This window comes from Paenibacillus sp. JZ16 (genome assembly GCF_015326965.1).
GTDB lineage: Bacteria > Bacillota > Bacilli > Paenibacillales > Paenibacillaceae > Paenibacillus_AQ.
Window position 1 is genome coordinate 7,328,542 of the sequence record NZ_CP017659.1, and the last position, 26,495, is coordinate 7,355,036.

Annotated in this window: 33 protein-coding genes and 1 pseudogene; 33 read left to right on the plus strand and 1 reads right to left on the minus strand. The window is 35.9% G+C overall.

What is annotated here, in order from left to right; genetic code table 11:
* The first annotated feature begins 157 nt into the window (after nt 1-157).
* The 19 genes and pseudogenes from BJP58_RS32945 to BJP58_RS33030 all read left to right on the plus strand — a co-directional run bounded on the left by BJP58_RS32945 (nt 158) and on the right by BJP58_RS33030 (nt 13,706).
* Complete coding sequence (locus BJP58_RS32945) at nt 158-577, plus strand: phage integrase N-terminal SAM-like domain-containing protein (RefSeq protein WP_194542170.1); 420 nt, start codon at nt 158-160, stop codon at nt 575-577.
* Nucleotides 552-890, plus strand: coding sequence for a tyrosine-type recombinase/integrase (locus BJP58_RS32950; protein ID WP_267907852.1), 339 nt, complete (start codon nt 552-554; stop codon nt 888-890). Before BJP58_RS32945 ends, BJP58_RS32950 begins: the two co-directional genes overlap by 26 nt.
* Nucleotides 844-1,070: pseudogene (locus tag BJP58_RS34025) on the plus strand (tyrosine-type recombinase/integrase). Before BJP58_RS32950 ends, BJP58_RS34025 begins: the two are co-directional and overlap by 47 nt.
* A 126-nt stretch (nt 1,071-1,196) precedes the next feature.
* Nucleotides 1,197-1,601, plus strand: a complete 405-nt coding sequence (locus BJP58_RS32955; protein ID WP_233354826.1) for a hypothetical protein — start codon at nt 1,197-1,199, stop codon at nt 1,599-1,601.
* A 246-nt stretch (nt 1,602-1,847) separates the two neighbouring features.
* Complete coding sequence (locus BJP58_RS32960; RefSeq protein ID WP_194542171.1) at nt 1,848-2,825, plus strand: hypothetical protein; 978 nt, start codon at nt 1,848-1,850, stop codon at nt 2,823-2,825.
* Between the two features lie 155 nt (nt 2,826-2,980).
* Nucleotides 2,981-3,397, plus strand: coding sequence for a GNAT family N-acetyltransferase (locus BJP58_RS32965; RefSeq protein ID WP_194542172.1), 417 nt, complete (start codon nt 2,981-2,983; stop codon nt 3,395-3,397).
* Nucleotides 3,398-3,696: 299 nt separating this feature from the next.
* Nucleotides 3,697-4,305 carry a hypothetical protein gene (locus BJP58_RS32970; protein ID WP_233354827.1) on the plus strand — a complete coding sequence of 203 codons (609 nt, stop codon included), beginning with the start codon at nt 3,697-3,699 and terminating at the stop codon, nt 4,303-4,305.
* A gap of 282 nt (nt 4,306-4,587) precedes the next feature.
* Nucleotides 4,588-4,782 (plus strand): hypothetical protein, encoded by a 195-nt coding sequence (locus BJP58_RS32975; RefSeq protein ID WP_194542174.1) that lies wholly within the window; start codon nt 4,588-4,590, stop codon nt 4,780-4,782.
* Between the two features lie 141 nt (nt 4,783-4,923).
* On the plus strand, nt 4,924-5,784 hold the full coding sequence (locus BJP58_RS32980; RefSeq protein WP_194542175.1) for an SIR2 family NAD-dependent protein deacylase: 861 nt from the start codon (nt 4,924-4,926) through the stop codon (nt 5,782-5,784).
* Nucleotides 5,785-6,107: 323 nt separating this feature from the next.
* Entirely contained in the window at nt 6,108-6,605 is a 498-nt protein-coding gene (locus BJP58_RS32985) for a hypothetical protein (RefSeq protein ID WP_194542176.1), read from the plus strand.
* 156 nt (nt 6,606-6,761) lie between these two features.
* Nucleotides 6,762-7,247 (plus strand): GNAT family N-acetyltransferase, encoded by a 486-nt coding sequence (locus BJP58_RS32990; RefSeq protein WP_442953976.1) that lies wholly within the window; start codon nt 6,762-6,764, stop codon nt 7,245-7,247.
* A gap of 35 nt (nt 7,248-7,282) precedes the next feature.
* Entirely contained in the window at nt 7,283-7,408 is a 126-nt protein-coding gene (locus tag BJP58_RS34300; protein ID WP_194545150.1) for a YdeI/OmpD-associated family protein, read from the plus strand.
* Nucleotides 7,409-7,556: 148 nt separating this feature from the next.
* Nucleotides 7,557-8,285, plus strand: a complete 729-nt coding sequence (locus BJP58_RS33000) for a TIGR02391 family protein (protein WP_194542178.1) — start codon at nt 7,557-7,559, stop codon at nt 8,283-8,285.
* A gap of 239 nt (nt 8,286-8,524) precedes the next feature.
* Entirely contained in the window at nt 8,525-9,334 is an 810-nt protein-coding gene (locus BJP58_RS33005; RefSeq protein ID WP_194542179.1) for a hypothetical protein, read from the plus strand.
* 226 nt (nt 9,335-9,560) lie between these two features.
* The gene (locus BJP58_RS33010; RefSeq protein ID WP_194542180.1) at nt 9,561-10,157 is read left to right on the plus strand and encodes a hypothetical protein; all 597 of its coding nucleotides are present in this window, start codon (nt 9,561-9,563) and stop codon (nt 10,155-10,157) included.
* A gap of 219 nt (nt 10,158-10,376) precedes the next feature.
* The gene (locus tag BJP58_RS33015) at nt 10,377-10,841 is read left to right on the plus strand and encodes a GNAT family N-acetyltransferase (RefSeq protein ID WP_194542181.1); all 465 of its coding nucleotides are present in this window, start codon (nt 10,377-10,379) and stop codon (nt 10,839-10,841) included.
* Between the two features lie 259 nt (nt 10,842-11,100).
* Nucleotides 11,101-11,733, plus strand: coding sequence for a hypothetical protein (locus BJP58_RS33020; protein ID WP_194542182.1), 633 nt, complete (start codon nt 11,101-11,103; stop codon nt 11,731-11,733).
* Between the two features lie 98 nt (nt 11,734-11,831).
* A complete protein-coding gene (locus BJP58_RS33025; RefSeq protein WP_194542183.1) occupies nt 11,832-12,590 on the plus strand; it encodes a hypothetical protein in 759 nt (252 codons plus the stop codon).
* 228 nt (nt 12,591-12,818) lie between these two features.
* A complete protein-coding gene (locus tag BJP58_RS33030; protein ID WP_194542184.1) occupies nt 12,819-13,706 on the plus strand; it encodes a toll/interleukin-1 receptor domain-containing protein in 888 nt (295 codons plus the stop codon).
* Nucleotides 13,707-13,935: 229 nt separating this feature from the next.
* Here the strand turns inward: BJP58_RS33030 and BJP58_RS33035 are convergent, their stop codons facing one another.
* Nucleotides 13,936-14,223, minus strand: a complete 288-nt coding sequence (locus BJP58_RS33035; protein ID WP_194542185.1) for a DUF6809 family protein — start codon at nt 14,221-14,223, stop codon at nt 13,936-13,938.
* A gap of 151 nt (nt 14,224-14,374) precedes the next feature.
* On the opposite strand from BJP58_RS33035, the gene BJP58_RS33040 reads away from it, so the two are divergent.
* From BJP58_RS33040 to BJP58_RS33105, 14 genes are all read left to right on the plus strand, one after another.
* On the plus strand, nt 14,375-14,602 hold the full coding sequence (locus BJP58_RS33040; RefSeq protein ID WP_152825693.1) for a helix-turn-helix domain-containing protein: 228 nt from the start codon (nt 14,375-14,377) through the stop codon (nt 14,600-14,602).
* A 175-nt stretch (nt 14,603-14,777) separates the two neighbouring features.
* Complete coding sequence (locus BJP58_RS33045; RefSeq protein ID WP_194542186.1) at nt 14,778-15,383, plus strand: hypothetical protein; 606 nt, start codon at nt 14,778-14,780, stop codon at nt 15,381-15,383.
* A gap of 172 nt (nt 15,384-15,555) precedes the next feature.
* Entirely contained in the window at nt 15,556-15,999 is a 444-nt protein-coding gene (locus tag BJP58_RS33050; RefSeq protein WP_194542187.1) for a GNAT family N-acetyltransferase, read from the plus strand.
* A 227-nt stretch (nt 16,000-16,226) separates the two neighbouring features.
* Nucleotides 16,227-16,772: a hypothetical protein gene (locus tag BJP58_RS33055; protein ID WP_194542188.1), complete on the plus strand. Its 546-nt coding sequence runs from the start codon at nt 16,227-16,229 to the stop codon at nt 16,770-16,772.
* Between the two features lie 245 nt (nt 16,773-17,017).
* Nucleotides 17,018-17,500: a contact-dependent growth inhibition system immunity protein gene (locus tag BJP58_RS33060; protein WP_194542189.1), complete on the plus strand. Its 483-nt coding sequence runs from the start codon at nt 17,018-17,020 to the stop codon at nt 17,498-17,500.
* Nucleotides 17,501-17,594: 94 nt separating this feature from the next.
* Entirely contained in the window at nt 17,595-17,969 is a 375-nt protein-coding gene (locus tag BJP58_RS33065) for a DUF2750 domain-containing protein (protein ID WP_194542190.1), read from the plus strand.
* A 303-nt stretch (nt 17,970-18,272) separates the two neighbouring features.
* Nucleotides 18,273-18,662 (plus strand): GNAT family N-acetyltransferase, encoded by a 390-nt coding sequence (locus BJP58_RS33070; protein ID WP_113061039.1) that lies wholly within the window; start codon nt 18,273-18,275, stop codon nt 18,660-18,662.
* Between the two features lie 236 nt (nt 18,663-18,898).
* Nucleotides 18,899-19,678, plus strand: coding sequence for an HAD family hydrolase (locus BJP58_RS33075; protein WP_194542191.1), 780 nt, complete (start codon nt 18,899-18,901; stop codon nt 19,676-19,678).
* A gap of 461 nt (nt 19,679-20,139) precedes the next feature.
* On the plus strand, nt 20,140-20,724 hold the full coding sequence (locus tag BJP58_RS33080) for an HNH endonuclease (RefSeq protein ID WP_181469926.1): 585 nt from the start codon (nt 20,140-20,142) through the stop codon (nt 20,722-20,724).
* A 260-nt stretch (nt 20,725-20,984) separates the two neighbouring features.
* Nucleotides 20,985-21,641 carry an NUDIX hydrolase gene (locus BJP58_RS33085; protein WP_113061042.1) on the plus strand — a complete coding sequence of 219 codons (657 nt, stop codon included), beginning with the start codon at nt 20,985-20,987 and terminating at the stop codon, nt 21,639-21,641.
* A gap of 185 nt (nt 21,642-21,826) precedes the next feature.
* Nucleotides 21,827-22,477 (plus strand): lysozyme inhibitor LprI family protein, encoded by a 651-nt coding sequence (locus tag BJP58_RS33090; RefSeq protein WP_194542192.1) that lies wholly within the window; start codon nt 21,827-21,829, stop codon nt 22,475-22,477.
* A 291-nt stretch (nt 22,478-22,768) separates the two neighbouring features.
* Nucleotides 22,769-23,572: a sugar phosphate isomerase/epimerase family protein gene (locus tag BJP58_RS33095; protein ID WP_194542193.1), complete on the plus strand. Its 804-nt coding sequence runs from the start codon at nt 22,769-22,771 to the stop codon at nt 23,570-23,572.
* Nucleotides 23,573-23,757: 185 nt separating this feature from the next.
* Nucleotides 23,758-24,855, plus strand: coding sequence for a DUF6236 family protein (locus BJP58_RS33100; RefSeq protein WP_194542194.1), 1,098 nt, complete (start codon nt 23,758-23,760; stop codon nt 24,853-24,855).
* 853 nt (nt 24,856-25,708) lie between these two features.
* A complete protein-coding gene (locus BJP58_RS33105) occupies nt 25,709-26,308 on the plus strand; it encodes a hypothetical protein (protein ID WP_194542195.1) in 600 nt (199 codons plus the stop codon).
* Nucleotides 26,309-26,495: the final 187 nt, after the last annotated feature.

Genomic DNA, 26,495 nt, shown 5'->3' on the forward strand with positions numbered 1-26,495 from the left:
TACCGGGAGCTTACAACGTCGATGACGGCGATTGTGAGCTCTTTTTGCTTTCCAATAATTAGGTTGCTGCTATAATGAGAGGGTGATTCCTTTTACACCCGAATCCATTCAACAGTTGCAAACACTTTTTGAAGGAACGAAGATTTATGTTGATAGCATGTTGATGAAAGAGTGCAGCTTGTTTACCAATGAAGTTCATATGCTGGATCATATTCCAATCTATTCATGGAATGAGTCCATAAAAAGGTCTTTCGTTCATGCACTGCAGCTTCGAGGTTATAGTAAAAAAACGTTAAAAGCTTATTGTAGTCAAGTCCATCGATTTCATGCTTTTGTACAGCAGCAAAATAATGGGATGGGTCACGAGAAAATGATTCAGAGTTATTCCTTACACTTACTTCATAGGAAATCTTCCCATTCCTATGTTAATCAAGCGCTTAGCGCGATCAAATTCTTTGCTCAAAAAGTACTATTGCATGATGAAGCAGTCTCTTATGTTCGCCCTAAGAAAGAAAAGAAGTTGCCGAATGTTCTATCGATGAACGAAGTTGATGTTGATCTTAAAAGCACTCCATAATTTAAAACATCGTGCGATCCTATACCTTACCTATTCCTCAGGGTTACGGGTAGGGGAAGTGGTCCGGTTGAAAACTCAAGACATTGATTTCGAGCGAAAAACGCTTCGAGTTTCTCAAGGCAAAGGTCGAAAGGACCGTCTTACCCTATTATCCGATACAGCTATGGATATTGTTCAACCGTATTTACAACAAGAAAAGCCCGAGAAATGGATGTTCCCAGGTCAACACCCAGAGCGACATATAACTGAACGAAGGGTTCAAAAAAGTGTTCGAACAAGCACGTACTGCCTCTGGAATCCAGAAAAAGGTTAGCATTCACGCCTTACGCCATTCATTCGCTACACATCTATTGAAGGTGGAATTGACATTCGCTACATTCAAGAGTTGCTCGGTCATCAAAGTGTACGCACCACCGAAAAGTACACACATGTGAGTGTGAAGGACATAAGAAGGATTAAAAGTCCGTTAGACCAATTGGAAGAGGAGTCGTAAACTTGGTTGTTGAAGGTGTGTTCACGAAGTTCGTAAACACCCCAAGAGATGATATTTTTGCGAAGTACGTGAATAAGACGTTAGCTGAAATTGCTGTAATAAGAAATAAATAAGAGGTGCGGACAAATGGAGGAGATTAGTCCTAAGTGTGCTGACAAAGAATCAATTGAAAGTCTCATAAAGAAATTACATTTACCGTCACTTACTCCGTTTTCGCAGGACTGGGAATATACGTCGGCTGATTCTTCGAGAGTAAATGAATTTATTACATTTTATGAGAATAATAAATTAAACAACAAAGAGAAATTTACGCTGATGATAGTTATAATATCTTCTTTTGATGATTATCTTTCCGAGGGAATAGGAACGGAAGACATCAAAATTTGGGATCGAATAAAACAAAATATACTTAAAGACTATAAATTACATATCAATACCATTATCTATTGGGCACTAGAAGAGAACGACCTAGAGGATTGTTTTGCAGTCACACCTTATATACGAGAGATCTTAGAACAAAAGAGCATGTAACTAACAACAAACAAATATCACTCGAGCATCTCAATGAAGTCAGCAACTCCAGCTAACACCGTATTCACGCAGTAGACCTGACGGCCCTTGGTCTGCAGAGGCTTTTCGGGGAAGCGGAATCAGCAGACAACCCTGCACTGGCTAAGTCCGTCGGACCCGGGGCTTGCGCCCTTTAAGCCAGTGAGGGCTCGTGAATACAAGAGACGTTATGTGAAACTACTGAAATAAATTTAAAAAGGTGTCCTGATGACAAACATTGAAAAAATTAAGGCATTTCTATCTATAAAAAATTTTCTGAGTTTGAAAGATCAAGAATATTTAATTGAGAAACTAGAATTATCTGAAATTGACCTGACTAAACGCCTAAAAGGTAAAGAAACAGAGATCGAGTTGTATCTTATATTACATATGCTAGGTGTATGCAATCATATTTTAGCATTTGATGAAGGAACCTCTGTTTTGACGGGATCATATTCTCCAGACGCGATCATTGAACTGAAAAACGGATATAGATTTTTCATGGAAATTAAAAGTACGGATGACCAAATATTCAAAAACAGCATGGGGAATCTTGAAAAGCGCATTAACTTTGCGAACTCTTTTGGATTGCCATTGTTCTTTGCAATAAAGTTAAGCGGATATTGGTCTCTTTATAATGCTGATTATTTAGTTTCAAAGAACGGACGTATTAGCCTCGTCGATGATTTCCATGACTCTGAGTTTTATACTATGTTCGAAAGCCATATGATTACTTTTCCTAATGGTTTTAAAGCTATTAGAAGGTACAAGAAAACAGAGGTAGAGGATTATATTTCAAAGCACGATGATTACGGATATATGATCAATTATGAATTGTTTTTCGATGAAAAGTTAGTATTTTCTTTTAATTCTAAAAGCGAAAAAGTGTTTTACTACTTTATTTTAGAGTCCTTAAACGACGCTATGTTGATGCAGGTAAAAGAAATCAATGAGTTAGGAAACGAAGAAATTGTAGAAATACTTCAACTAGAGTCAGATGTACTTTTATCTACTCATGGGATGTTATTAAGTCCTATCTTTCATCTGAAGCATCATTATGACTTTATGTACGATTCGACTACCTACTTTCAAGACATACTAAATAATGCGCCAACGCATCTTACTAAAGATATAATTTTTGCTCTCTTGTTAGAACTTATGCAAAATCACGTACCAATTAAGATGTTTACAAATAAGGAAGTATGACATGTGGCATGTGTTAGTTATTTCAAAGGAGACAGTAGCTTCACACATAATATTCACGCTGTGGACATACGTCCTTGGTCCGGCATGCGCCGGACACCCAGCATGCGCTGGGTCGTGAATACAGGAACGTTATCTGAAAGCATGGCAAAACCAATTTGGGCGGTGAAGTGATGGTGTTAGCAGTTCGAAAATATCGAGAAACCGATCATGAACGAGTAATGCATTTACACATTGAAGGACTTAGACAGCACAATGCAAGCATCGGTGACCCGAGTATGGATAAGGATATGCAAAACATTTTGACAACATATATTGACAATGATGGTGATTTCTTAGTTGGAATACATGATAGCATGATCGTATGCATGGGCGCATACCGTAAACGAGAATATTTGACCGCAGAAGTTAAGAGAATAAGAGTAGATAGTGCTTATCAAAGGCGAGGATATGGTCAAGATATATTGACTGCGTTAGAGAAGTCGGCCAAGCAAAAGGGATATGGAGAATTATTTTGGATACAACCATTAAAAACTAGATTTCAACTTATAAATTTAAAATTTATGTTAAATTAATTGTATTGTTAGTGAGTTTGAATGATTTAAACAAAAATCAAATTTGATAAATATATAAGTTCTATAAGTGTTGTAATACTTTTACCCTGTTATTCAAAAAGTACTGGTTTAAGATAATAGAAACAATTAACAAAGGCGATTGAAAAATGAAAGTCAATTATCAATCGAAACTTAAAATTCCCTTTAAATCCAACTTAGAATTCTAATCTAAATATTGAATTTTATACTTTTAACACAGTAACTAAGAAATTAAAATGAAAGAAGGAAGCGGGTTGAATACTCACTTACTAATAGAATATTTGAATGAAAATGGCACGCGATGGAGTAGTATAAGCAATAATTCTATAGAATTACCATTTGAAGTGAAGCCATATGAGTATATTTCTTTTGCAGAAAAAGATTTAGAATTAAATGATACTAGAGGTCGCATAAATGCATTATCCAATACTAAAAGAGCTTTAGACTGTCAAATTGATTCTTTAATATACGCTTTCGGACTACATAATTTACCTAAGAAAAAACTGCGAAATATTCCTTGCAAGTTCGATCTGATTAAAGAGCTTGGAATAATTGCTCCAAGAGTTTTGTCAAAAATTAATAGTGTTAGAAACTTAGTGGAACATGAATTTGTTAGGCCAAGCCAAGAACAAGTAGAAGACTTTTATGACATAGTACATCTTTTTTTGTTAAGTACAGAAAAGTATATTTTGAATTTTCCTCATTTTTGTCAATTGGAAAATGATGAAAGAGAAGAATGGTTGAGTTTTGATTACGATAGAAAAGAAGGTTTTATTGAGTTTTCAGTTCATAGTAACGACGATAAGAAAGTTATTAAAATATATTCTTCAGATGAAAATTATATTACAGTGTATGCATCTTTTATAAAAGTAGCTTTAAATTACAAGTGAAAATAAAAAAAGTGCAGATTCGACGTTTTTTTACTCGATGTAACGAAATGAGAAGGCTAGAGAAAATCTATTCAAAGATTTTTTTAAAGAAACAAAAAAGCAGACATTTAAGAAAATGAATAGGATTGAACATTAAGAGAATTGGTAAGGGCACAGGCAGCATATAACAATATATTCACGCTGCGAGCATTCGCTCTTGGTCCAACATTCGTCGGACACCCGGCATACTCCGGGTCGTGAATATAGAAACGTTATCAGATATCAAATACAAGGAGTAAAAAAATGAATAAAAACACATTTCAAGACTTATTACCAGAGACTCTTTATGAAAGTATAAAAACTAAGAGCTGTGGTTTTTTTGTTGGCGCTGGAGTGAGCAGTCTAAAACCAACAAATTTACCAAGCTGGAGAAACCTACTAATTCAATTCCTTGAATATGCAAAGTCAAACCAGAAATTAGAAGAACAGACACTATAAGAACTTGATAATGCTTTAGTATTAGGACAGTATTTAGAGATTGCTGAGTTTTTACAGGGAAGTTTAAAAGAAGATTACATAAGATTTTTAAGGGGGATTTTTGATAATGAAACTCTGAACATAAATAGAAATCATGAGTTATTGGCTTCATTAGAATGTCCATTAATCATTACTACAAATTATGACAATCTTCTTGAAAAAGCTATGATTGTTCAAAGCTATAATCCGATTTCATCAACTGCAATTAATGTTGATTTACTTGAACAAATTCATAAGATATCTCCTCGCAAAAAGATTCTAAAGATTCATGGTGATATAAACAACAGAGAAAGTTTAGTTCTTTCAGAAACGGATTACTTAAAGATACAAAATAATAAAATGTTAGATATTGTTCTTCGTAGCTTCTTTCATAGAATTTCTTTTATTTTTATAGGTTGCAGCATGAAAGATCCAGATGTATTAATTTTTTTGAAACAAATAAAATCAATATTTGAAGGATTTACTCCTACACATTATGCATTAATAAGAAAAAGTGAAGTAAGTGAGTTAGATAAATATATTTATAAAAATATATATAATATTGAATTCCTACTAATAGATGATTATGAAGAAGTTACACAATTTCTAGAATTGTCTCTTAAATTACAAAAAGAACAGAACAACTCTAATAATCAAGAACTTATATTAAATGAACATTCTCAATTAAATTATTATGAATTCTGTTTAGACCAGTTTGAATACTATCATGATATCGAAATGAAGGATTATTATTTTGATTCAGAAACTGATTATAGAAATATAAATCTGGACGATGACATTAAGATGTATCAATTTATATCGAATGTTTTAGAAGACTTTAAATCTATGGAACTTAATAAACTCCCATTGTTTCCACACGATGACCTGATTAATGTTGATAAATATATTAAAAGTACCTTAGATAATGTCATTTCATTGCCTAAAGTAAGAAAAAAACAATTAGAAATCTTTGTAATGAAATAAATGAAGCAAATGATCATCTTGGATTTTTTGTAAAAAAATTGAAAGGATATATCAGATTGAGAAGAGTTCAACTTAGCAATGAAATTAATTCAACAGATTTAAATAGACTAATGTTAGAAAATTATCAAAAAAATTATTTTAAATTGTAACCAAGAAGGTCATATGACTTCTGATAACATAATATTCAAGCAGCGGCTCCTAATGAAGCCTTGGTCTGTTGGAGGGATTATCGGGGAAGCAGATTCAGCAGACACATCCGACTGCGTTGGACGTCATGAATACAGAAACGTCAGCCTAAATAAGAGAGGGAAAGAGTGGGATAGATGATTCAAAGTAGATATTTATTTATATCTCGTGAAGGCAAAGTTGTAAAGATCGCTCGGCCTAAAGATCATAAGTATAAATCTGTTCCTCAATTAGCAGGTGAGGACGTACTTGAGGTGATCTTATATTACAGGAATAAAGATAGGAAGCCGCATAAACTGCTTATGGTAGAATTTGATAGATTCCATTTGGATTCTCACGGAAATTATGAACAGACAGAAGAAGATAGAAAAAGAGCTTTTCATAATTTTCTTTCTTTTGGGATGGCTAATTTGCTTGAAGGAATAGAAGTAGAAGATAAGCCGCTACCTATACCTGTTGCTCCGATAATTCCGACAACTGCTGAGAAAAGATCATTATACAATTACATAAATGAGAAATTACCCAGTTTTTCAGATGATGCTCCCTACGTAGTAGAAAGTAAAATTGAAGCTTCTAGAGAGAAGTATGAAGAGTTTAAAAGCATGGCAAAGAAATCAAAAAAGCTGCCTAAGTAGTTCGAAGAAGAAGCTGACATCACATAACATAATATTCACGCTGCGGGCATTCGCTGGGTCGTGAATACGGGGACGTTATAAGAAATCCCACAAAATCAAACGACTATACTAATAGGGAGGAAGAGCAAAATAGAATCCTTAATAAATCTTAGAAAAATCAAAATGGATGATTATGAGACGGTTTTAGCATGGAGTAGGAATGAACTGTTCTGCTCATCAAATGGATGGGAACAGAACAGGGATGAAAAAGAGGTATATCGATGGTGGGAAGCTTGCGTTAATACACCCTTAGATGATTTTGTACGAAAAGGGATTGAATATAAACATGAACTAATTGGCTATACGGATCTGGCTTACATAAAAGATCAGACAGCAGAGTTAGGAATTGCAATAGGTGCAAGCCATTATTGGGGTAAAGGTATAGGGTCTGAAGCAGGCAGAAGAATGATGGAATACGGATTAGATGAGTTTGGAATAACCATATATTACGCAGAAACAAATGAGTATAATATGGCATCTAGAAGAATGCTGGAAAAGTTAGGTTACAAAGAAACAGGAAGAGAAGGACAAGAAGAGTACAGAGGCAAAGAAGGTCAACTAATACATTATGAATATAAAGTAGCAAACTACAAGAATGTATAGCCATTCAAAGAAGCATTTGAGAAAGATGAAGTAGCATACGAGCTTTTCAGAACTTATCGTATCCAGAAAGATCAAAATTCATATATGGAATAAGCCACTTTAAAAATCCAGAGACAAGAAGAAAGAACATAGAGAAGAGATTGATAGAACTTAAGAGGTAAGTACGGGATCAGCTCCAAAGGCGGGGACATCTTATAACAGAGTATCTACGCTGCGGGCATACGCCCTTGGTTCGCAAGATGAGGTAGGCAGTGGAGTGAATTCAGCTCACAACCTTGCGAGGCTAAGTCCGACGGACTCGGTACAAAGATGAATTATAAATTAATTGCAATCCAGGTTGGTGAGCTAATTAAATGGAATTCATCAGTCAACGAAATAAATAGAATTGCAAATGCTATTTTTAATTTTGAGAAGCAGAATATTACTATAGATTCAATAACGTCTCAAAGAGCTCAACTAATTTATGACTGGATTATGACTCTTGCAACTAAAAGTATGATAAATGATGAAAGAAATAAACTGCTTATTCAATTTTGTCGAGAGTTAGTTGGAGATGATAATTCAGATAAGTTAGTTGATATACTATCCAATAATGGGGTTCCGTATAATTTAGTTTATAAGGATGAATTAGATAAGTTCTTACAAAGAGAATTCCATGGTGAAGTAGTAAAGCATTGTAAGGAGTTGTTCTTGAAAGGAAACTACTTTCATGCTGTATTTGAAGCAGTAAAGGCTTACAACTTTGCAGTTAAGGAAAAATCTATGAGTGAAAAAGATGGTTTTAACCTAATGATGGATGTTTTTAGCACTAACAGTGGAGTTTTAAAAATAACAAAATGTGTAACTGAAACTGACAGAAATGTTCAGGATGGAATCAAGTTCTTTTCCTCGGGATTAATGCAGGCAATAAGGAACCCAACAGCTCACGAGCCAGCATTGTCATGGCCAATAAGCAAGCAGGATTGTAGTGATATATTAAGCTTCATATCTTTTTTATTTAGACAACTTGATAAAGCACAGTATTTTAAATCAGTATGATAGTAATTCAACGATAACAGTAGCATCAGCTAACACTATATTCAGGCATCGGGCATTCGCCCTCGGCCCGACCGGAGTCAGAAGCGGATCGAAGAGGTATTTCAGAAGCAGGGAAGTATATCAGCCGGACACACCCGCACCGACTAACCGCATCGCGGCCGGACCCTGACGGCTCCTTAAGTCGGTGGGACGTCGTGAATACAAAAACGTTATCGGAAATCATTGAACGGAGGAAAAACATGATATCACAAACGTTTTTTAATTCATATATTAGGGATATCAATGACTTGGATGCGTTCACACAAGTAGCTGATTTTGGTACAGACTATTTATACAATATTAGAATTGCCGCAGATGCAGATTATTCGGAGCCAAATAACTATGAAATTGAACGCACCAGGGAAATAAAGAACTTTGCGAGCATACAAGAGAAAGAAGGCTTCCCTTATCTATATAACCTTGTGTCAGTTAGGGCGTGGAGTATTTTGGAGGCTTTCGTAGATGACTTTTTTATTCTCTATCTTTCTGAAAACTTCGAAAATCTTAATAATGATACTTTTACTAAAATCAAGGGCTCGCTAATTGATTTTGTATTTATGCCGAGGTCCGAACAGGTAGAATATCTATTTGATTTGATAAAGCTTGAATATAAGATAAACACCAAGTTAGGTATTAATAGATTTGAAGGCTTATTGAAACTTATTAAACACGATGGGAAAGTAAATGATATTGTTGCTAGACACATATATGAACTATCACAAATTAGAAATGTAATAGTACATAGAAACGGTAGAGCGGATAACAGATTAATAGATAATTGTCCGTGGCTTAATCTAAGTAACGGACAACAAATAAAATTGGATGGACTTATGTTTACGAGGTATTTGAAGTCTATCTATTGGTACGTTTTGGAACTATTTGATAGACATTTTAATAAGACAGATAGAAGTGAATTTAAAGATTACTTACATCATCTCAAAAATGAACAAATCAAATCCATACAAGAATTAGGAAAGCTTAAGGACCTCAGGAAGATAAGAGAGAACTGACTTGGTAAGTATACCAGGATGCCAATGACTCCCGATAACAACACATTTACGCTTCAGGCCTAACGGCCTTCGGTCCCCGAGAAGTAACTGGCATAGAAGTAGCAAAGGGGACAACCCTGCACCGGCTAAGTCTGACGACCCGCGCTACGCGCTTAAGCAGGTGAGGGTTCGTGAATGCCATAACGTTATACGCAATTACTGCAGATCAAAAAAATGGAGTGATATCATGGATTGGCTTACTTTTATAGTAGAAGTATTAAAAACTTTGGCTTGGCCCGTTGCTGTTTTAGTAATTGCAATAATATTAAAGAAACCCATTAAAGATTTAATTCCTGCGCTAAAGAAATTAAGATATAAAGAATTTGAATTAGACTTTAATAAAGAATTAGAAGAGGTTGAGAGGAAGGCAGATGAGGCGCAACTCCCTCAAACAACTGAAGTTATTAAAAATCCCGAATTGTTAAATAACCCAAATACATTAGAGAGAATGAACTACATAAAAGATATTAATTTGAATTCATCTCGCGGTGGAATAATTGATTCTTGGTTACTTGTTGAGGAGGCACTTCGTAATTTAGCTGAGCAACACAGTCTAAGAAGTATTAATATGGCCCCGGTTCAAATACTTAGAGAATTATTTCAGAAGAATATTATTACTCACGATGTTTTTGAAATCTGTGATACATTGCGAAAGATAAGGAATGAAGCAGTTCATAGTAATAATTTTAGTGCGAGCCCTAGTGAATCAAATGAATTTATTAATATGTCGTTCCGTGTATTGGCTAGTTTGAATAAACTTCTTAATGAAAGGGAAACTGCTTAAGCATTTCAAGATGGCAGTAACAGCGCATAACAAAGTGTTCAGCATCGGGCAGCCGCCCTCGGTCTGCAGAAGTCATCCAGAGAGGTATGGGCTGCAGACACATCCATTCCCCTAAGATAAAAGCTATCTAAGGGGAATGGACGTCATGAACACAAGAACGTTATGTGAAATATTCGCATATCAAAACACAGTAAATACTATTTGTATAAGGTGACCTTAATGGAGATCGTACAATCTATAAATTCTGAAGAAATCGCATTGCTAAACAAGGATGTTCATGAAATCCATGTCTCGCTCTATCCGGAGTATTTTAAGGAATATGATTTTGATGATGTGAATGAGTTCTTTAAGAAGATAATGTCTGATCCAATTTATTATTTCTATATCGTTAAAGATGAAGGTCAGTCTCTTGGTTATGTTTGGGTAGAAACTCGGGAATATCCTGAGAACGTATTTATGAAGTCATATAGATCGGTGTACATCCATCAATTAGGGGTTAGTAAAGAGCACAGAAATAAAGGGGTTGGATCTCTTATAATGAATTGGATTAATAACTTTGCCAAAGAAAATGAAGTAAATACAATTCAACTAGATTATTGGGCAGATAATGAAGGTGCTAATCATTTTTATACGAAGAATGGTTTTAAGAGCTATCGAAATTATCTTTATAAGGGAGTAGATTGAAGAATCATTTGATAGTTGTTCGAGAAGGCGAATACATCACTTAACATTATATTCACGCTTCGGGGCATTCGCCCCTCGGTCCGGCAGAAGTTAGAAGTGGATTCAACGAGGCTTTTCAGTTGTAGGGAAGGGAATTCAGCCGGACACATCAACACCGACTAACCGCATCGCGGCCGGCTCCATTCGGAGCCTTAAGTCGGAGGGACGTCGTGAATACGGGAACGTTAGACGAAATCATTGTAAAGAAGGAAACCATTATATGAATATTAGAGGAATTATTCTTGAAGGGTTTTCAAACGCGGGTAAAACATCTCTTCTTAAAGCGATAAAACAATATCAAGCGATTGATGAATCAGCCGAGTTGAGTGTCGTAATACTTGGTGAACATTATTCTCAGATTTTGAATAATGTTCATGGGGAGTTTGTTCGATTATCAAGAGATCAGCATCTTGAACTATTAAGAGATAGAGTTGATATGCTAAAGAATTTGAATGATTGGGCGATTTATTTAGGACCATGGAAAAGAAAATCTAGAGGACTCTTTTTTGTATTAGAGAGGTTCCATTTAAATCATCGAGTCGCATTCTCGGATTTAGAAGATACAGAAATAACTCGTATTGAGAACGATTTGAATAAAATAGGAGCTAAATGTATCTTGTTAACTATATCTAATGATATTGTTGAAGAAAGAATAAAGAGTAGAAATCCAAATAACTGGATTAACAAATCAAGAGAAGATATTGATCTGGCGTGCAAAGAATTAATCGAAACCCAAAATAGACTCAGAATTCAATCGTCCAAATCAATGGTACCAACAATTGAAATAAACACTGATAATAAAGAATGGGATAAGTATGCAAAATTAATCATGGAAGATAATGACTTCGCCTAACATAACATTCAGGCTTCGGGCCAGCTTTGCTGCCCCTTGGTCCCGGGAGCATATTGCGAGATGTAATTGCCGGGACACATCCATCTTCGATGGACGTCGTGAATGCGGAAACGTTAGGCGAAATGCACAAAACAATATATATAAGGAGTTTTCCAACTAATATGAGGAGAAACCAATTAACCAAAAATGAAAAACTAACATTATGGATTTCCTTAATTGCATTATTATTTTCGATATTTTCAGGTGCTTTTACAACGTACTATACATATCAGAAAGACAAAAAAGATGATCAGGAGATTATTGATATTGCACTCATTGAATCATCCCATGATGAGACTGTTTTTTATAAAGATTTGAACATTGGAGAAATAGGATCAGCGTTGATTCCATTGAATTATAATGTTTTAGTTTCAAATAATTCAAAAAGAACAATTTCTATCATTGATCACAAACTTACTCAGACAATTAATGGGAAGATGTTTTACTACAGCAATATTGTCGACAAAGTGACCATGAATGGTAAGGATATTGAGTATCCAATTACAATTGAGTCAGGAGAAAGTATTAAACTTGTATTTCGTATTAATATTCTAATAAAAAAAGAAGTAGATGATCTTATTCAGAAAAAATATAGTTATAATTCAAAAATCCCATTCAATGATTTACATAGATATTTGCTTAGTAATGGTTATGATCTTTACGGAAATAAGGTCAAAGCAACATTTTTTGAAGATAATACTTACATGATGGAATCAGATGATTATAAAGCTCCTACTTATAAAGTTACTTTTAGAACCTCAAAACATAACGACTTTACTCAAATAATTAGTGACAGTGATATAGCTGAAAACTTTTAAAGCATGCACTCCGCCTAACACCATATTCGCGCATCGTGCCTTTCGGCCCTCGGTCAGGCACGAGGTTAGGAGTGAAGGTCGATGAGGCATTTCAGTTTCAGGAAGCGGGATCAGCCGGACACATCCGCACCACCTAACCGCATCGCGGCCGCCCTTCGGGCTTAAGGTGGTGGGACGTCGTGAATATAAGAACGTTAGCCGAAATTTATTATAAGGAGAAGGATAACTTTGTCTAGTATTTTTCTAAGTCATACTAGTTTAGATAAACCATTTGTCGAAAAATTAGCTAGGGACTTAAAACGAATTGGTATCAATGTCTGGTTTGACAAGTGGGAGATAAAAATAGGTGAATCAATTACATGGCGAATTGAAGAAGGTATTCGTGAAAACGAATATCTTGGAATAGTGTTGTCGCCTGAAGCGTTAGGCTCAGAATGGGTGAAAAGCGAATTGGGAGCCGCATGGGTAAAACAAATGCAACTAAGAAAAGTATTTGTAATACCTATCTATTATAGAGACTGTGACATACCGCTTTTTTTATCAGATAGAAAGTTTGCTGATTTTAGAACAAATTATGAACAGGGATTCGGAGAATTAGCAAGTATATTTGGTATAGAAGAGACAGAAGCAATTACTCAAGATAATTGGAGGAAGTTTACAAAGTCTAGAAAAGTTGATTGGAAGAAATATAAAATTAAAGAATTTGAAGATCTGGTCACTACGCTGGTTGATAGAGCAATTGATTATAACTGGTCAACTTGGGTTGGTGGAACAGCTAATGAATATTCAATTACTCTACATACTGTGACGGGAACTGGAAAGAAGTCAATCTCCATTAAATTAGTTGGAGATAATAATGCCTATATGGCTACATTACAGTATGCATATAATCCAAATCATTTGAGAGCTAGCGATTTTGATTTGTATCTTGGGAATTCTGTTGATGCATGTGACGAGTTTGTATGGAGACAGATGGAGAGTTTTAAACGAGAACATGGAACTTCAAATAAGAAGTCTGAACATTCTACACATAGGTTTTCAAAAGGAAATGAAATACATGAAGCTGCGATAGAGATGATAAGAAAATTCAATTGGTATAAAGGAGATAAACTCTAGTAGATTCAAGCCGAAACTTCGGCTAACATTATATTCACGCAGCGGATCCTTTCGGCTCCTCGGTCCGCAAGAAGCGATTAGCGAAGAAGTGCAGTCAGCGGACACATCCGCACCGACTAACCGCATCGCGGCCGCTCCCGTTGGTCGCTTAAGTCGGCTGGACGTCGTGAATACGGGAACGTTAGCCGACAGAATCAATAATAATAGAACAGAGGGTCGGGTAGACCCTCTAAATGTCAGAGTTCTGTAACTCACAAAAGAGTTGTAGAGCATCTTTGAAACCTTGTATGTAGATACTTCTTTCTAGGATGGACTGGAGAGAAATTTGAGCGTCTTCGTAAAGAAAAGCTGTATGTTGAAGTTGATCGGGTAAAGCTTCACGAAGCGTTCTGAAATATTGATCTGTTTCTAAAGTAAGTTGACTGTATTCGGTATGATGTTCTGAAAGTTCAGTGTAGAGTAATTCCAATCGTATTCTTATGAGTGGTTCTGCTAATGAATCTAATGTATTAACCATATGTTAGACCTCCTTTTTAACTCTATAGAGCTATTATATAACTCTACAAGGTTAAGTACAAGGTGGATATTTGACTTTATAGAGTTAATACTTCACTTTTCGTTGATGATTGCTGGTAAGAGATATAAGATGGAATTATGGAGGGGGAAAAATGAGCATTATAAAGTGTAATATAAGAGAACTTATGGCAGAGCATCGCATAGATGATATAACTGAATTGATGGCGAAATCAGGATTAAGTCGGAATTCAATTAACAAGTTATACAGGGAAACCAATATAGAAACAACAAAATTAGAAACCTTATTCAAGCTATGCGATACATTTAACTGCAAATTATCTGATCTGATTGAATATGTACCTGCAGAAGATACAGAGTGAAAGTCGATTCATGAAGAGATTCCGTCGTCTAACATAATATTCAAGCTGCGGCTCCTAACGGAGCCTTGTTCTGCTGGATGGATTTCAGGGAAGCGGACTCAGCAGACACATCCGACTTCGTCGGACGTCGTGAATACGGGAACGTTATACGACATGATTTAAGGAGCGAAAAAAATTGAAAAGAAAAAGATTTAATTTCCGAAGGGAAATTGGCTGGGCAGAGATAATTGCAAGTATTGCTTTAATTTTTGCTGTAGGACCAATAATTATTGATTACCTTACTTATAAGAGTCAAGACTCAAAGATAGAAGTTACACAAGAGGTTCCAAAGGTCTTCTTGTTTATAGACTCGAAAGATGGAAAACAAAAAATGTTTACTTATAACAGATTAGTTGTAACAAACACAGGTGGTAAAACGGTTACGTTAAATGGGTTTCAACCTAACGATATGCCTCCGGTAATATTAAATGTAGTAGATGGAAGAATATCAAATCAAACAGTGGAATACAGTATCTTTCCTCTTGACTTCCTTATGGAGGACATAAAAAATGAACCAGATAAAATATTTAATCTGAAGAAGACCAGTTTAGAAGCACTATCAGTAATCAACGAATCAATAGAACCAGGAATAACAAAGGTTTTGAACTACGGAATTGTATTTGAACCATTTGACATAAACAAAAAGCAATTGAGTGACTTAATTTTAATAAATTTCAATATTAAATTTAGTGACGGATATGAATATTCATTTAAACAAGGTTATCCTGTTTCGGAGGAGTAAATCACGTCGTATAACAGCATATTCACACATCGGGCATTCTCCCTCGGTCCGGCAGGAGATATTGGCAGTGAGTTGAAGCAACCGGACACATTCGACTACGGGACGTCGTGAATATACGAAACGTTATACGACAGACCGAAGCAATTATTATATAAAGGTGAGGGATTAAAGCATGGAAACCTTAAAATTAGTCCCGGCACTGTTAAGTGATGTTGACATTTTAAGTGAAATGAATAAAGAGCTTATTGAAGATGAAAAAAGCGAAAACTCTATGACAATAAATGAATTAACGATTAGAATGAAAGACTTTTTAAATAGTGATTGGAAAGCAATATTACTTGTCCTGGGTGAACAGATTGTTGGTTATGCCTTATACCTAGAAAGAGTGGACGTAAATAATAGGAAGGACAAAACCGTATATTTAAGACAATATTTTATCAGAAGGCAATATCGAAGAAGCGGGTTGGGAAAAAGAGGGGTTGATTTAATGAGAACGGAATTGTTCCAGGATACAACCATATCAATTGATGTACTTGAGAGTAATCCAGGAGGGAAAAGATTTTGGGAAGAGATAGGATTTAAGAAATATTATACAAACATGAGGTTAAAACCATAGGGTTTAGAGGGTAACTCAAGTGGTCGGTCGTATAACACCGTATTCACGCTGCGGCCGGCTGACGCTGACCTGGGTCGCCGCGAGGATTTTCGAGGAAGCGTAATCAGTCGACAACCCTGCGAGGCTAAGTGGCGGAGCCACCCGGCCCTAACGGGCCTTAAGCCTCTTAGGTTCGTGAATACAAGAACGTTATACGAAACCACTTAGGAAACCAAGGAGGATTTACAATGATTTGGGAGTCATCCTATTGGAAAGATGATCTCTTAGCACTATCTAAGAAGATTAATAATAAATATCGAGTAACTCCTTTTTCTGAGGAAATAGCAGTCGAAGTAGAGAAAGATATAATGATTGCTTTGTATTCAATTCGGAAGCTCGAAGAAGCACGTGAATTATCTTCTAATACTAAAGAAATTGAGTTAGAAGTAAAATCATATAAAAATCAAAAAAATGTCACTCTTTTAAACTGGCATAAAGTTGGTGACTTATTTGATTTGAATAACCCCGTTAATGAAAAGATGCGAGCAAATCATCTATATAATCAAATAATACATAGTTACATCTTTCTGATTTCTACAGATGAATCAGAAGCTATAAATGGGTTTTTCTTTTGTTCTGACAGAATGCGAAATAGGAAACTATATTATATTGAATTAGATGAGTTAAATAAATTTATTACAACTGTAGGCAATGATTATCCAGTTAGACAAAGTTTTGATTACGACGAAGCAATTAAAGATTATAAAATCGATACACATATAGAAAGTAATTAAATGTATTTGAAAGTGTGTTCAAAGTAGAGCTGGCATCGGATAACACCATATTCTCACTTCGGTCCATTCGACCCTCGGTCCGCGAGAAGTAATTGTCAGAGAAGCGAATTTAGCGGACACACCTGCACCGACTAACCGCGTCGCGGCCGGCTCCTGGCGGAGCCTTAAGTCGGTGAGGCGTCGTGAATACAACAACGTTATGTGAAATACCGGGAACTGATTATTTAAGGAGAGGGGAGAGATTCATGGAGCAAGTAGATATAACTAAAACCCTCGAAGAACTTGAAGGAGAAGGCTGGAGTGAACCAGTTTTTAGCTCTGGATTGGTAGTCCGTTCTCATGAACTAAGAAAGAAACCTTTAAATGAGTTCAATCTTGAAGACCTGAGACTATTAATACTACTACAAACTAGTTTAGATATTCTTTTGCCTTTAGCACTGGAGCGATTAGCTGAGAACCCCTTACAATATGGTGACTTATATGTTGGAGATTTATTTTGCTCAATACTAAGAGTCGATAAAGAATATTGGGAAAATAACATAGAAATAAAGAACGAATTGGATGAAGTAATAAGAATTTACGAAAATGCCAGAGAAACAGTAGATAATTATATTCAGGAAGCCGGTACATCCCATAACGTTATATTCACGCTGCAGGGCTTACGCTCCTTGGTCGCCAGATGTATAATAATCGAAGAAGATAACTCGGACGCGCACGAGCCGACCTAAGATAGGAGCAATCTAAGGCCGGCTCAAGTCGTGAATATGGGAACGTTAAGCGAAACCCCTGGATAGAAAAATGAAAACAAAAGGTGTAGAGACAATGAACAATAAAGAGTTTGAATCGCTCATTAAGCAACCAGCCAATATCCGATATGAGTACTTCATTAAGCAAGTCGTAGACAAAGAAGAGATTTGGGGATTATATGATGATGGCTGGGCAGCAAGCGCTGACGATGAGGGGAATTACTTATTTCCTTTTTGGCCTCGGGAAGAGTTTGCCGAATACTGTGCAATTGGTGATTGGAGTAATTATAAGGTAGAAGCCATCGATCTTCAGGAATTCATTGAGTTTTTTTTGTTGAGAATGGTAGAAGATGGAGTTAAACCCTCTATATTTTTTAATAATGATGATTCGGTAGTATTAGAAGTGGAAGTGCTAAAATACGATTTGGAAAGAGAATTAGAGAACTATTAGAGACCAGTAATGATGTAGTATTTCGAGGAAGTCAGGGGCATCGCATAACATCACATTCACGCATCGGGGCTTACGCCCCTCGGTCCGTAAGAAGTATTTTCGGAGAAGTTGTTTCAGCGGACAACCCTGCACCGGCTAAGTCTGACGACCCGCGCTACGCTCTTAAGCCGATGAGGGTTCGTGAATGCCTGAACGTTATCGGAGACTCATGCAAAGCTAAGCTATTTAAGGATTAGGAAGTGATCAATTGATTAAGCATTTCATTGATTTGTCAGATCAAGAGCTATGTAAGTTCCTCACCTATTGCATGTTTCGAATGAAGAAAGAATAATTCAACAATGCAAACTCTATAAGACCAGTGAAGATAGATCGCTTCATGGGATATATTTGAAAGACATATTAGTTGGAATCATTGGTTTAATACATAACCCTGATGAAATTGAAATTAAACACATTGCTATCGAAACCGAATATAGACATAGAGGAATTGGACAAGAATTAGTAAGGGCAATATCAAAGTTATATCCTGATCTAGAATTAATTGCTGAAACGAATAAAGACGCAGTGAGTTTTTATAAGAAAGTCGGCTTTATGATTACAAATCTTGGAGAGAAATATCCTGGAATAGAGCGTTTTAAATGCGTATATAAGAACATTGAAGGAGATTTCGAAGGTATTTCGAGGAAGGCTTGAGTATCCGATCACAACGTATTTACGTTGTGTCGCTATCGCTCCTTGGTCCGACCGAAGTAGGAAGAAGAGGGTTCAGGGAAGGTAATTCAGTAGCAGAGAAGCGTAGTCAGCCGGACAACCTTGCACTGCCTAACCGCGTTGCGGCCGTTTCCCTCCGGTCACTTAAGGCAGTGAAGGTTCGTGAATACAAAAACGTTAGATGAAATAACGATGAATTTTATATAGGAGGCGTTTCGTTGAAGTATTCTACCATTGTCTTAGATTTGGATGGCACATTTTTAAATTCTAAAAAGCAAGTCTCTGAAAGAAACTTTGAAGCCGTACTTTCCTGTTATCAAAGGGGGATGAGAATAATCTTTGCAACAGCACGCCCTCCTAGAACTGTAAAGTTTTTTCTTCCAAAAGAGTTGTTGGAGATTGGAGCGTTTGTGTATTATAACGGAGCACAAACAATATGTAATAAATCCAAGACCGAATTTTGTGAATCAATTCCATCTGATTTAACTTCTGAAATCATCGATTATTGCTTACATCATTATCCGCAACTAGATATGACAATGGAAGTAAAAGATGAATGGTTTGGCTTACGCGAATATGATTATACTACCACAATGAATGCAAGGTCTAACCCAATAATTAAATCATTGGAAGAATTAAAACAATATGAAGCTACAAAGATATTACTCTCCGGCAAAAATCAGATTCCAGGACTTATTTCGAAGTTTGGACAGCAAGTAAATATACTGATTACGGATAATAATCAATTGATTCAAATAATGCCACTTCAAGCATCGAAAGAGTTAGCAATTACTAGACTTTGCAATATATACAATGAAGAACTGGATTCACTGATTGTATTTGGTAATGATCACAATGATTTAGGACTGTTCAAGTCAGCTGGATATTCAATAGCAATGGGGAATGCAGTAGTTGAATTGAAAGATATTGCAGATGAAATAACAGAAACTAATGATAACGATGGAGTAGCAATAATCTTAGAAAGATTGTGTGGGTAACTCAAGGTTACATCATCTAACACAATATTCGCACTGCGAGCCATTCGGCTCTTGATCTGTCAGAAGTATATTGAGGAAGATGAATCAGGAAGATACATCCATTCCCCTAAGATAAGAGCTATCTAAGAGGAATGGGCGTCTCGAATACCCAAACGTTATAGGAAATCATTGAAAGAATGAAAGGAATATGAAAGTATGCGCATAGATGAATCATATAAAACATTAAAACTGAATTATGCATACCAAATTGCCTCTATTGCTGCGATATAATTACTAGTAAAAACATAGATGAAAAATTCAATGAATATTTATGGTTTTTCGCGAGAGATCGAGATGAATATTTCTCTGAGTTAGTACAAGGGAATGAAATTAAGTTACAAAAACCTCATAAAGAATCAATATTATATAAATTTATTAGTGATCTATTAGTTATGATTTTAACAAAAAAGGAATATTGGTTTGTGGATGATTTTTATAATTTTGAACATGAAGAAATAGAATCATATATATTACAGAACTTTATCGAGCCATTAGAAGTGTATAACCCCAAAATTAATAAATATAGAATTATCCTAGAAGAACTAAAAACTCAATCAACTGAAGAGAATAGGGATCAATACGAAGAGAAGATAAAAGATATTATTAATGAAATAATGGATTTGTTTATTGCAGGTAATAACAGTATAGAAGATGAGACTTTCTATCTTTTGTTTAATGTTAAGTTGTTTTTATATTATTTTAATGAGTTATTGTCTGAATACGTATCGGAAAGTGAATGTATAAATATTAATAGGGTTAGAGTACCAACATGGCTCAAAAAAGGTGTATTCTTCAGAGATAATGGAAGATGTCAAAATTGTTCTAGGGATTTGTCTGGAATTATTAATGTTAACCCAGAAAGGGGTTTACATTTTGATCATATAGTTTCATTAGAAAACGGAGGATCAAATGATCCGACTAATTTTCAATTATTATGTTCTGACTGTAACTTGAAGAAATCAACAAAGAATAAAAAACCTAAATTATTGTATCAGTTCTATTGGTAGAATACTTTTCTTGTATTAACAATAACCAGGAAATTAGTAGGTTTTACAATGATGCCAATGACATCGCATAACAGCATTTTCACGCGGCGGACCTGGCGCCCCTTGGTCTGCAGAAGGTTTTCAGAGAAGCAGATTCAGCAGACAACCCTGCACTGGCTAAGTCCGTCGGACCCGGGGTTTACACCCCTTAAGCCAGTGAGGGTTCGTGAATACAAAACGTTAGGTGAAATATCACGAAAAACCAATTGAGGTGAAGATTTTTGTTAAGACCTATCAATGAATATCCAAAAGACAAGAAAGTAGCAGGAATTCATAGTTTACCTATTACTGAAGATGGATCCGTTATTTTTGTATGGGATATAAATGAAAAAACATTGACTACCGTCGGAGGTCGAATCGAAGAAGGGGAAGATCTCGATTCAGCACTCAATCGTGAAACGATTGAAGAAGCAGGGATTGAATTAGAAGATAAAAGAATACCGATAGCTTCTTGGTATTGGGATAATACAGACACTTATACCGTGTTTGTCATTGCTCGGGTTAAAAAGTATGTAAATTTACCAGTAGGATTTGAAACATCGGGTAGAGTGGTAATGAATTTTGAAACTGCACGTCAACTAATAACAAAGTTAGAAGGGATAAGTCATAGAATTGAACTATTAAATTTAGCCGAACAAGAAAGTATTAAGCTATTAAATCAAAGGGTTTCGGAACAGTTATACCGACTAAAAGACAAAAATGAAAATCGATTTTTACACCCTAACTTGATGAACGATCGCTTCAGGGTAATTGGTCGTCACACTCTAGTCCAAGACAGTTATGAACAAGAGTTAATTCAAATAGAATCATTAGGGCCAAGTTATACCGGAGGATACATTCTTGTTTCACCAAATGATATACAAAAGTTAAAAACTTAGTGGGGGTTCTCAGAGAAGTCATGATACTCCCCATAACACCGCATTCACGCATCGACGCCCTTGATCGCAGACGAGGATTCGAAGAAGTGGTTGCTGCCACAACTCCCTTCGGGAGTTCGTGAATGCGAGGAACGTTATGCGCCATTACCGGTAAATATTAAAGATAATATTTAAGGAGATAATTTATGAAAGGTAAGATACTCTTATTATTTTTTATTACGATAGTGTTTTCATCTTGTCAAAATATTAGTCAATCGACTATCTTGAACAGCGAAATTAAATCAATAATGAATTCTGAACTGCTTCCTGATGTAGTGAGTACAGGTAATGGAACAGAATCGAAAGAAATAACTGAAGGTCGATCAGATCCTTCTAACAATGAAGTGTTATCCATGAGCATTGGGAACTATGATTTGACTGGAGAATTTTATGATGAAATGCTTCGAAATCCTATAGATCATGATTATGAAGTGGAATTTAATGAATTACAAAATTCCAATGAGTTTACAACATTTGGATGGGGGGCGTTGGAAAGCAAATATACAGAGATTTGGGATAAAGAGTTGAATCAAATATATAAAAAGCTTCTTTCAAAGTTGGATAGAGAACCAAGAGAAGCACTAATTGAATCGCAGAAAGAATGGTTACAGTATCACTTAAGGGAAACAAAATTTGTAGAGAAGACATTTATTAATAATGGTTACCTAGGATCACAAGGATCGGTAAGCCTAGGCACGGTTTTAAAGGAGAGAATTAGGGAAAGAACAATGCAATTATTTGAATATCGATATTTGCTAGATGGTGAAGTTGAGTTTTTATACCAAAGTAAAAAATAGAGTTGGAATCTTGATCAAAGGTTTTTAGGTGATGCTTCGAAGACAGTAACGGTGCATAACACTGTATTCACGCTGCGGGGCTACCACCCCTTGGTTGTCAGATGTACAATCATGGAAGAACACTCAGACAACAAACGACCCTGCCTAAGATAAGAGCTATCTAAGGCTGGGTCGTTTCGTGAATACGGGAACGTTATACGTAATTACTCAAAGCGAAAATCAGCACTTTTGCTTTATCAGGTAAACTTAAAGAACATGAAATCATACCCTAAGAGAAAAGGAGCGTTTAATATGATTAGTATCTATGATTGGTTCGGATATGAACTGCCTATTGAAGAACGATATCGCTTGATCAAGAAAGCAGGTTTTGATGGTGTGATGCTTTGGTGGAGTGAAGGCTTTGGTCGTGGAGAACATCGAAGCGGAGCACGACTTGCACGAGAAGCGGGGCTAACGATTGAAAACATTCATGCCCCTATCGAATATCAAAATGATCTTTGGTTAGCTAATTTGGCGGGTGAAGCTTTGGTCAATTGCTACTTGGAATGTATTGAAGACTGTTCGAATCTAGAAATACCAACAATAGTCATACATCTTCCGGATGAAAAACATATACATAACCCTTTTGCTATGGATAGATTTAAACACATTGTGGACAGAGCGGAACAGCGAGGAGTTAGCCTTGCTTTAGAGAACTTATGGAATTTAACAAACTTGACACACGTATTGAACGAAGTGGATTCGCCGCAAGTCGGTTTTTGTTACGATGTAAGTCACCACTATCGATATTATCCAGAATATGATTTTTTGTCCGTGTACGGTGAACGATTAAAAGCTACGCACCTGCATGATAATAACGGAAGCTACGCTCAACATGGATTGCCTTATGATGGCACGCTTGACTGGGCTGTAATTATGCGAAAAATAGTAGAGGCTGATTATTCAGGACCCACCTCTATTGAAGCGATGAACTGGGATTATCTTAACCTGTCTGTTGAAGAATTTTTAGTAAGAGCATTTAAACAAGCAAAAAAGTTAGAACAATTAAAGTTGGAATTCAGCAGCCTTTCAAAGCAGAGCAGTAACTACGTATAACATAGTATCTACGCCGCGGCCCATTCGGCCCTTGGTCTGCAAGGGGCATTTCGAAGAAGTGACTCAGCAGACAACCTTGCGAGGCTAAATCCGTGGGACCCGGCGCGTTCGCAACTTAAGCCTCTCGGGTTCGTAGATACGGGAACGTTAGATGAAATCATTTAAGGTGTATAAGGAGAAAAGACATGAGAAGAACAATAATGTACTATCCCAGTATAGCTATACCAGACGGAAATTGGTTAAGAAAATCATTGCTCTACTGGGACGAAGTGAGCTCTATTGTTCCTAGAACTGTAGAATATGATTTATATTCTAGTAACCACTTAATTGCAGAATTAAAGAATGAAGGACATTATCGTCCAATTTATCCTGACCAGATAATGAATAGTGAGTATTTTAATGATTTTGAGAAAGAATGTATTGATAAAATTAAAAACTATCGAAAGAAATTTGATAATCCAAATTACAGAGCAAACTTTCGACCAGATCCAATTCAATTACATACCGAAAAATTGATTAATAAATATGATATTCATAGAGATAAGATGTCTTATCGAATTATGCAGTTGCTTAAACGTGAGGAATTAATTTCTTCTAGTGATGACTGGATGAGTTTTGACAATGAACTAGCAACTTTATATATGTCCGTATTGGCAAAATACTCAGCATTGAACGATGTGAATTTCACGGTAATTGGTACAGATAAAATAGCTGCAATTAATAGTATATACCCAGTAAAACGTCTCTCTAAGAAACCATGGAGCTATAAATCACCTGTAGTTAATTTGTCATTAAATATTTTACCGACTCCTTGTGATGATGTTTCATATAAGAAAATAATGAATTTCAAAATGAAATATAGAGATGAATTACTTGCTTTTCGAAACATCATTAATGAGTTCGAAAATCAGATTAGCAACTGTGAAACAGAATTTGAAATGAAAGAAAAATCAATAAATTTTAAAGAGATGATCGAAAGAGGAACAAGAGAAGCAATGAGTATGTTAAAAGGATCTGGTATAAACTTTTTCTTATCATCACTCAGATCCATAATAAATCTTAAGTCACCAACTATGATTGCCACATACACTGGCATAGTAGGACAGAGGATTTCTGATCTTCATCCTGCAGTTAGCTTAGCCGGAATTGGTATAGCTGGTGCAGTTGATATTTCGGTTAATTATATGACAATTAGTAAAAGTACAAAGGATAAACTTGCAGGCAAGGGGTTTTTGTATCTATATAACGCTAGACGTAAAGGTATCATTAATGACTTCATCTAACATCATATTCAGGCTTCGGGGCATTAGCCCCTTGGTCCCAGGAGTGACTCGAAAGAAGCATATGTGTGGACACATCCGACTTCGTCGGACGTCTTGAATATACGAGACGTTATATGCAATCAGGCAAGGGATAAAGACCATTATATTAAATTTAAGGAGATACTAATGATAGAAATACTAGAAGAACCAGTAGGAAATACATACAGGCAATTAATATCATTGGCATTTAACATCTGTGATGAGTTCATCTTAGTCAAGAGAGATCAAATTGAGTTAAGTAAAAACAGTGAATTACTAATCGAAGAGTTAAACCCATATGTAAAAGCGATGAAGAAACAAGAGGAATGGCCTGAACACGACTGTTTGGACATTATGCGGATGTCTATTATTTTGATTGCATACCAGAATTGGAACAATTATTGATTCATAAGGCGGAAAGACTTTATCAATGGAAGCAACCTGAATTATTAGAAGATCTATGTTTTTATAAAGACAAAGAAGAATGGTTAATAACCGTGGCCCATGAAAATCTAGGATATATCAGAACTACCGTCCGAGAAGAAATTGTAAGGATTAGAGAGATCGAAGGGATTATGATTTATTGATAAAGGCAAAAAGCGAAAGTGAGTAATTCGATGAGGAGCCTGACAGCATTTAACATTGCATTCACGCTGCGGCTCCTAACGGCCCCTTGGTCTATAGAAGTTAAAGCTATGAAGTGTGGCAGCAGACAACTCTGCGAGGCTGGTCTTCGACCCGGCGACGTTGTCGCATTAAGCCTCTCGAGTTCGTGAATACGGGAACGTTATCGGAAATTCATGTAAATTAATTTAACATTATATGGAGGCTCAACATGAAAGAATCTGTTACACCTGAATATAAATTAGGTTTGTTTTACTTGTCGGGGCCCATAGAAGAAAGCGATCTTTTATTAATAAGCTCTGATTTGAATGAGAATGGAATTCAATTTATACCTTTAGATAAAAACGGAAAAGTTACTGCTTCGATTGATGAATTTTCTAATGTTTTTTCATTCTTAGTTAATTCTCCATTAGCTATGGCGTTGGTTTCAGGTATTCTTGCTAGTGCAACGTGGGATAGTATAAAAACTGTAATATTACGTACTTTTAAAAAAGTAAAAAACAAAAAATGTAACAAGATAACGAGAAATGGCGTTGAGGAGAAGCAAATAACATTTGGGATTGAAGTGAAAATTAATGATGATCATTACAATTTTAATTTTAATGGAATATCATCGGATGAAGCAATGCGCGAAGCTCTAGATAAAATTATTCCTTTGCTACAGAGTAAACAATCGCTATCAAGTGAAACAAACCACTTGTCAGGATCTGGTTTACCTAATTATATTGCAACTTATGACGAGGTATCGAAAATATGGATCGTTAGAGAAACCAATAAAATCATATTAGACAAAATAGAGAATTCCAAGTAATTAAGCTAATTCGAAGAGGATATGAACATCCGATAACATCTTATCTACGCTGCGGGCTGTACTGCCCTTGGTTCGCAAGAAGCGGTATGCGATGATGTGATTTCAGCTCACAACCCTGCGAGGCTAAGTCCGTCGGACCCGGTCACGGGCTCCCTTCCTCGGGTTCGTAGATACACAAACGTTAGAT

What these genes read in the sequence shown, in the direction of transcription:
- BJP58_RS33105 (WP_194542195.1), top strand. Translation starts at nt 25,709, where the DNA reads ATGAAAGAATCTGTTACACCTGAATATAAATTAGGTTTGTTTTACTTG.
- BJP58_RS33035 (WP_194542185.1), bottom strand. Translation starts at nt 14,223, where the DNA reads ATGGTTAATACATTAGATTCATTAGCAGAACCACTCATAAGAATACGA.
- BJP58_RS32985 (WP_194542176.1), top strand. Translation starts at nt 6,108, where the DNA reads ATGATTCAAAGTAGATATTTATTTATATCTCGTGAAGGCAAAGTTGTA.
- BJP58_RS33100 (WP_194542194.1), top strand. Translation starts at nt 23,758, where the DNA reads ATGAGAAGAACAATAATGTACTATCCCAGTATAGCTATACCAGACGGA.
- BJP58_RS33065 (WP_194542190.1), top strand. Translation starts at nt 17,595, where the DNA reads ATGAACAATAAAGAGTTTGAATCGCTCATTAAGCAACCAGCCAATATC.
- BJP58_RS33050 (WP_194542187.1), top strand. Translation starts at nt 15,556, where the DNA reads ATGGAAACCTTAAAATTAGTCCCGGCACTGTTAAGTGATGTTGACATT.
- BJP58_RS32950 (WP_267907852.1), top strand. Translation starts at nt 552, where the DNA reads ATGTTGATCTTAAAAGCACTCCATAATTTAAAACATCGTGCGATCCTA.
- BJP58_RS33060 (WP_194542189.1), top strand. Translation starts at nt 17,018, where the DNA reads ATGGAGCAAGTAGATATAACTAAAACCCTCGAAGAACTTGAAGGAGAA.
- BJP58_RS32975 (WP_194542174.1), top strand. Translation starts at nt 4,588, where the DNA reads ATGAATAAAAACACATTTCAAGACTTATTACCAGAGACTCTTTATGAA.
- BJP58_RS32955 (WP_233354826.1), top strand. Translation starts at nt 1,197, where the DNA reads ATGGAGGAGATTAGTCCTAAGTGTGCTGACAAAGAATCAATTGAAAGT.
- BJP58_RS33040 (WP_152825693.1), top strand. Translation starts at nt 14,375, where the DNA reads ATGAGCATTATAAAGTGTAATATAAGAGAACTTATGGCAGAGCATCGC.
- BJP58_RS33055 (WP_194542188.1), top strand. Translation starts at nt 16,227, where the DNA reads ATGATTTGGGAGTCATCCTATTGGAAAGATGATCTCTTAGCACTATCT.
- BJP58_RS32945 (WP_194542170.1), top strand. Translation starts at nt 158, where the DNA reads ATGTTGATGAAAGAGTGCAGCTTGTTTACCAATGAAGTTCATATGCTG.
- BJP58_RS33000 (WP_194542178.1), top strand. Translation starts at nt 7,557, where the DNA reads ATGAATTATAAATTAATTGCAATCCAGGTTGGTGAGCTAATTAAATGG.
- BJP58_RS33090 (WP_194542192.1), top strand. Translation starts at nt 21,827, where the DNA reads ATGAAAGGTAAGATACTCTTATTATTTTTTATTACGATAGTGTTTTCA.
- BJP58_RS33020 (WP_194542182.1), top strand. Translation starts at nt 11,101, where the DNA reads ATGAATATTAGAGGAATTATTCTTGAAGGGTTTTCAAACGCGGGTAAA.
- BJP58_RS33015 (WP_194542181.1), top strand. Translation starts at nt 10,377, where the DNA reads ATGGAGATCGTACAATCTATAAATTCTGAAGAAATCGCATTGCTAAAC.
- BJP58_RS32960 (WP_194542171.1), top strand. Translation starts at nt 1,848, where the DNA reads ATGACAAACATTGAAAAAATTAAGGCATTTCTATCTATAAAAAATTTT.
- BJP58_RS33005 (WP_194542179.1), top strand. Translation starts at nt 8,525, where the DNA reads ATGATATCACAAACGTTTTTTAATTCATATATTAGGGATATCAATGAC.
- BJP58_RS33010 (WP_194542180.1), top strand. Translation starts at nt 9,561, where the DNA reads ATGGATTGGCTTACTTTTATAGTAGAAGTATTAAAAACTTTGGCTTGG.
- BJP58_RS33095 (WP_194542193.1), top strand. Translation starts at nt 22,769, where the DNA reads ATGATTAGTATCTATGATTGGTTCGGATATGAACTGCCTATTGAAGAA.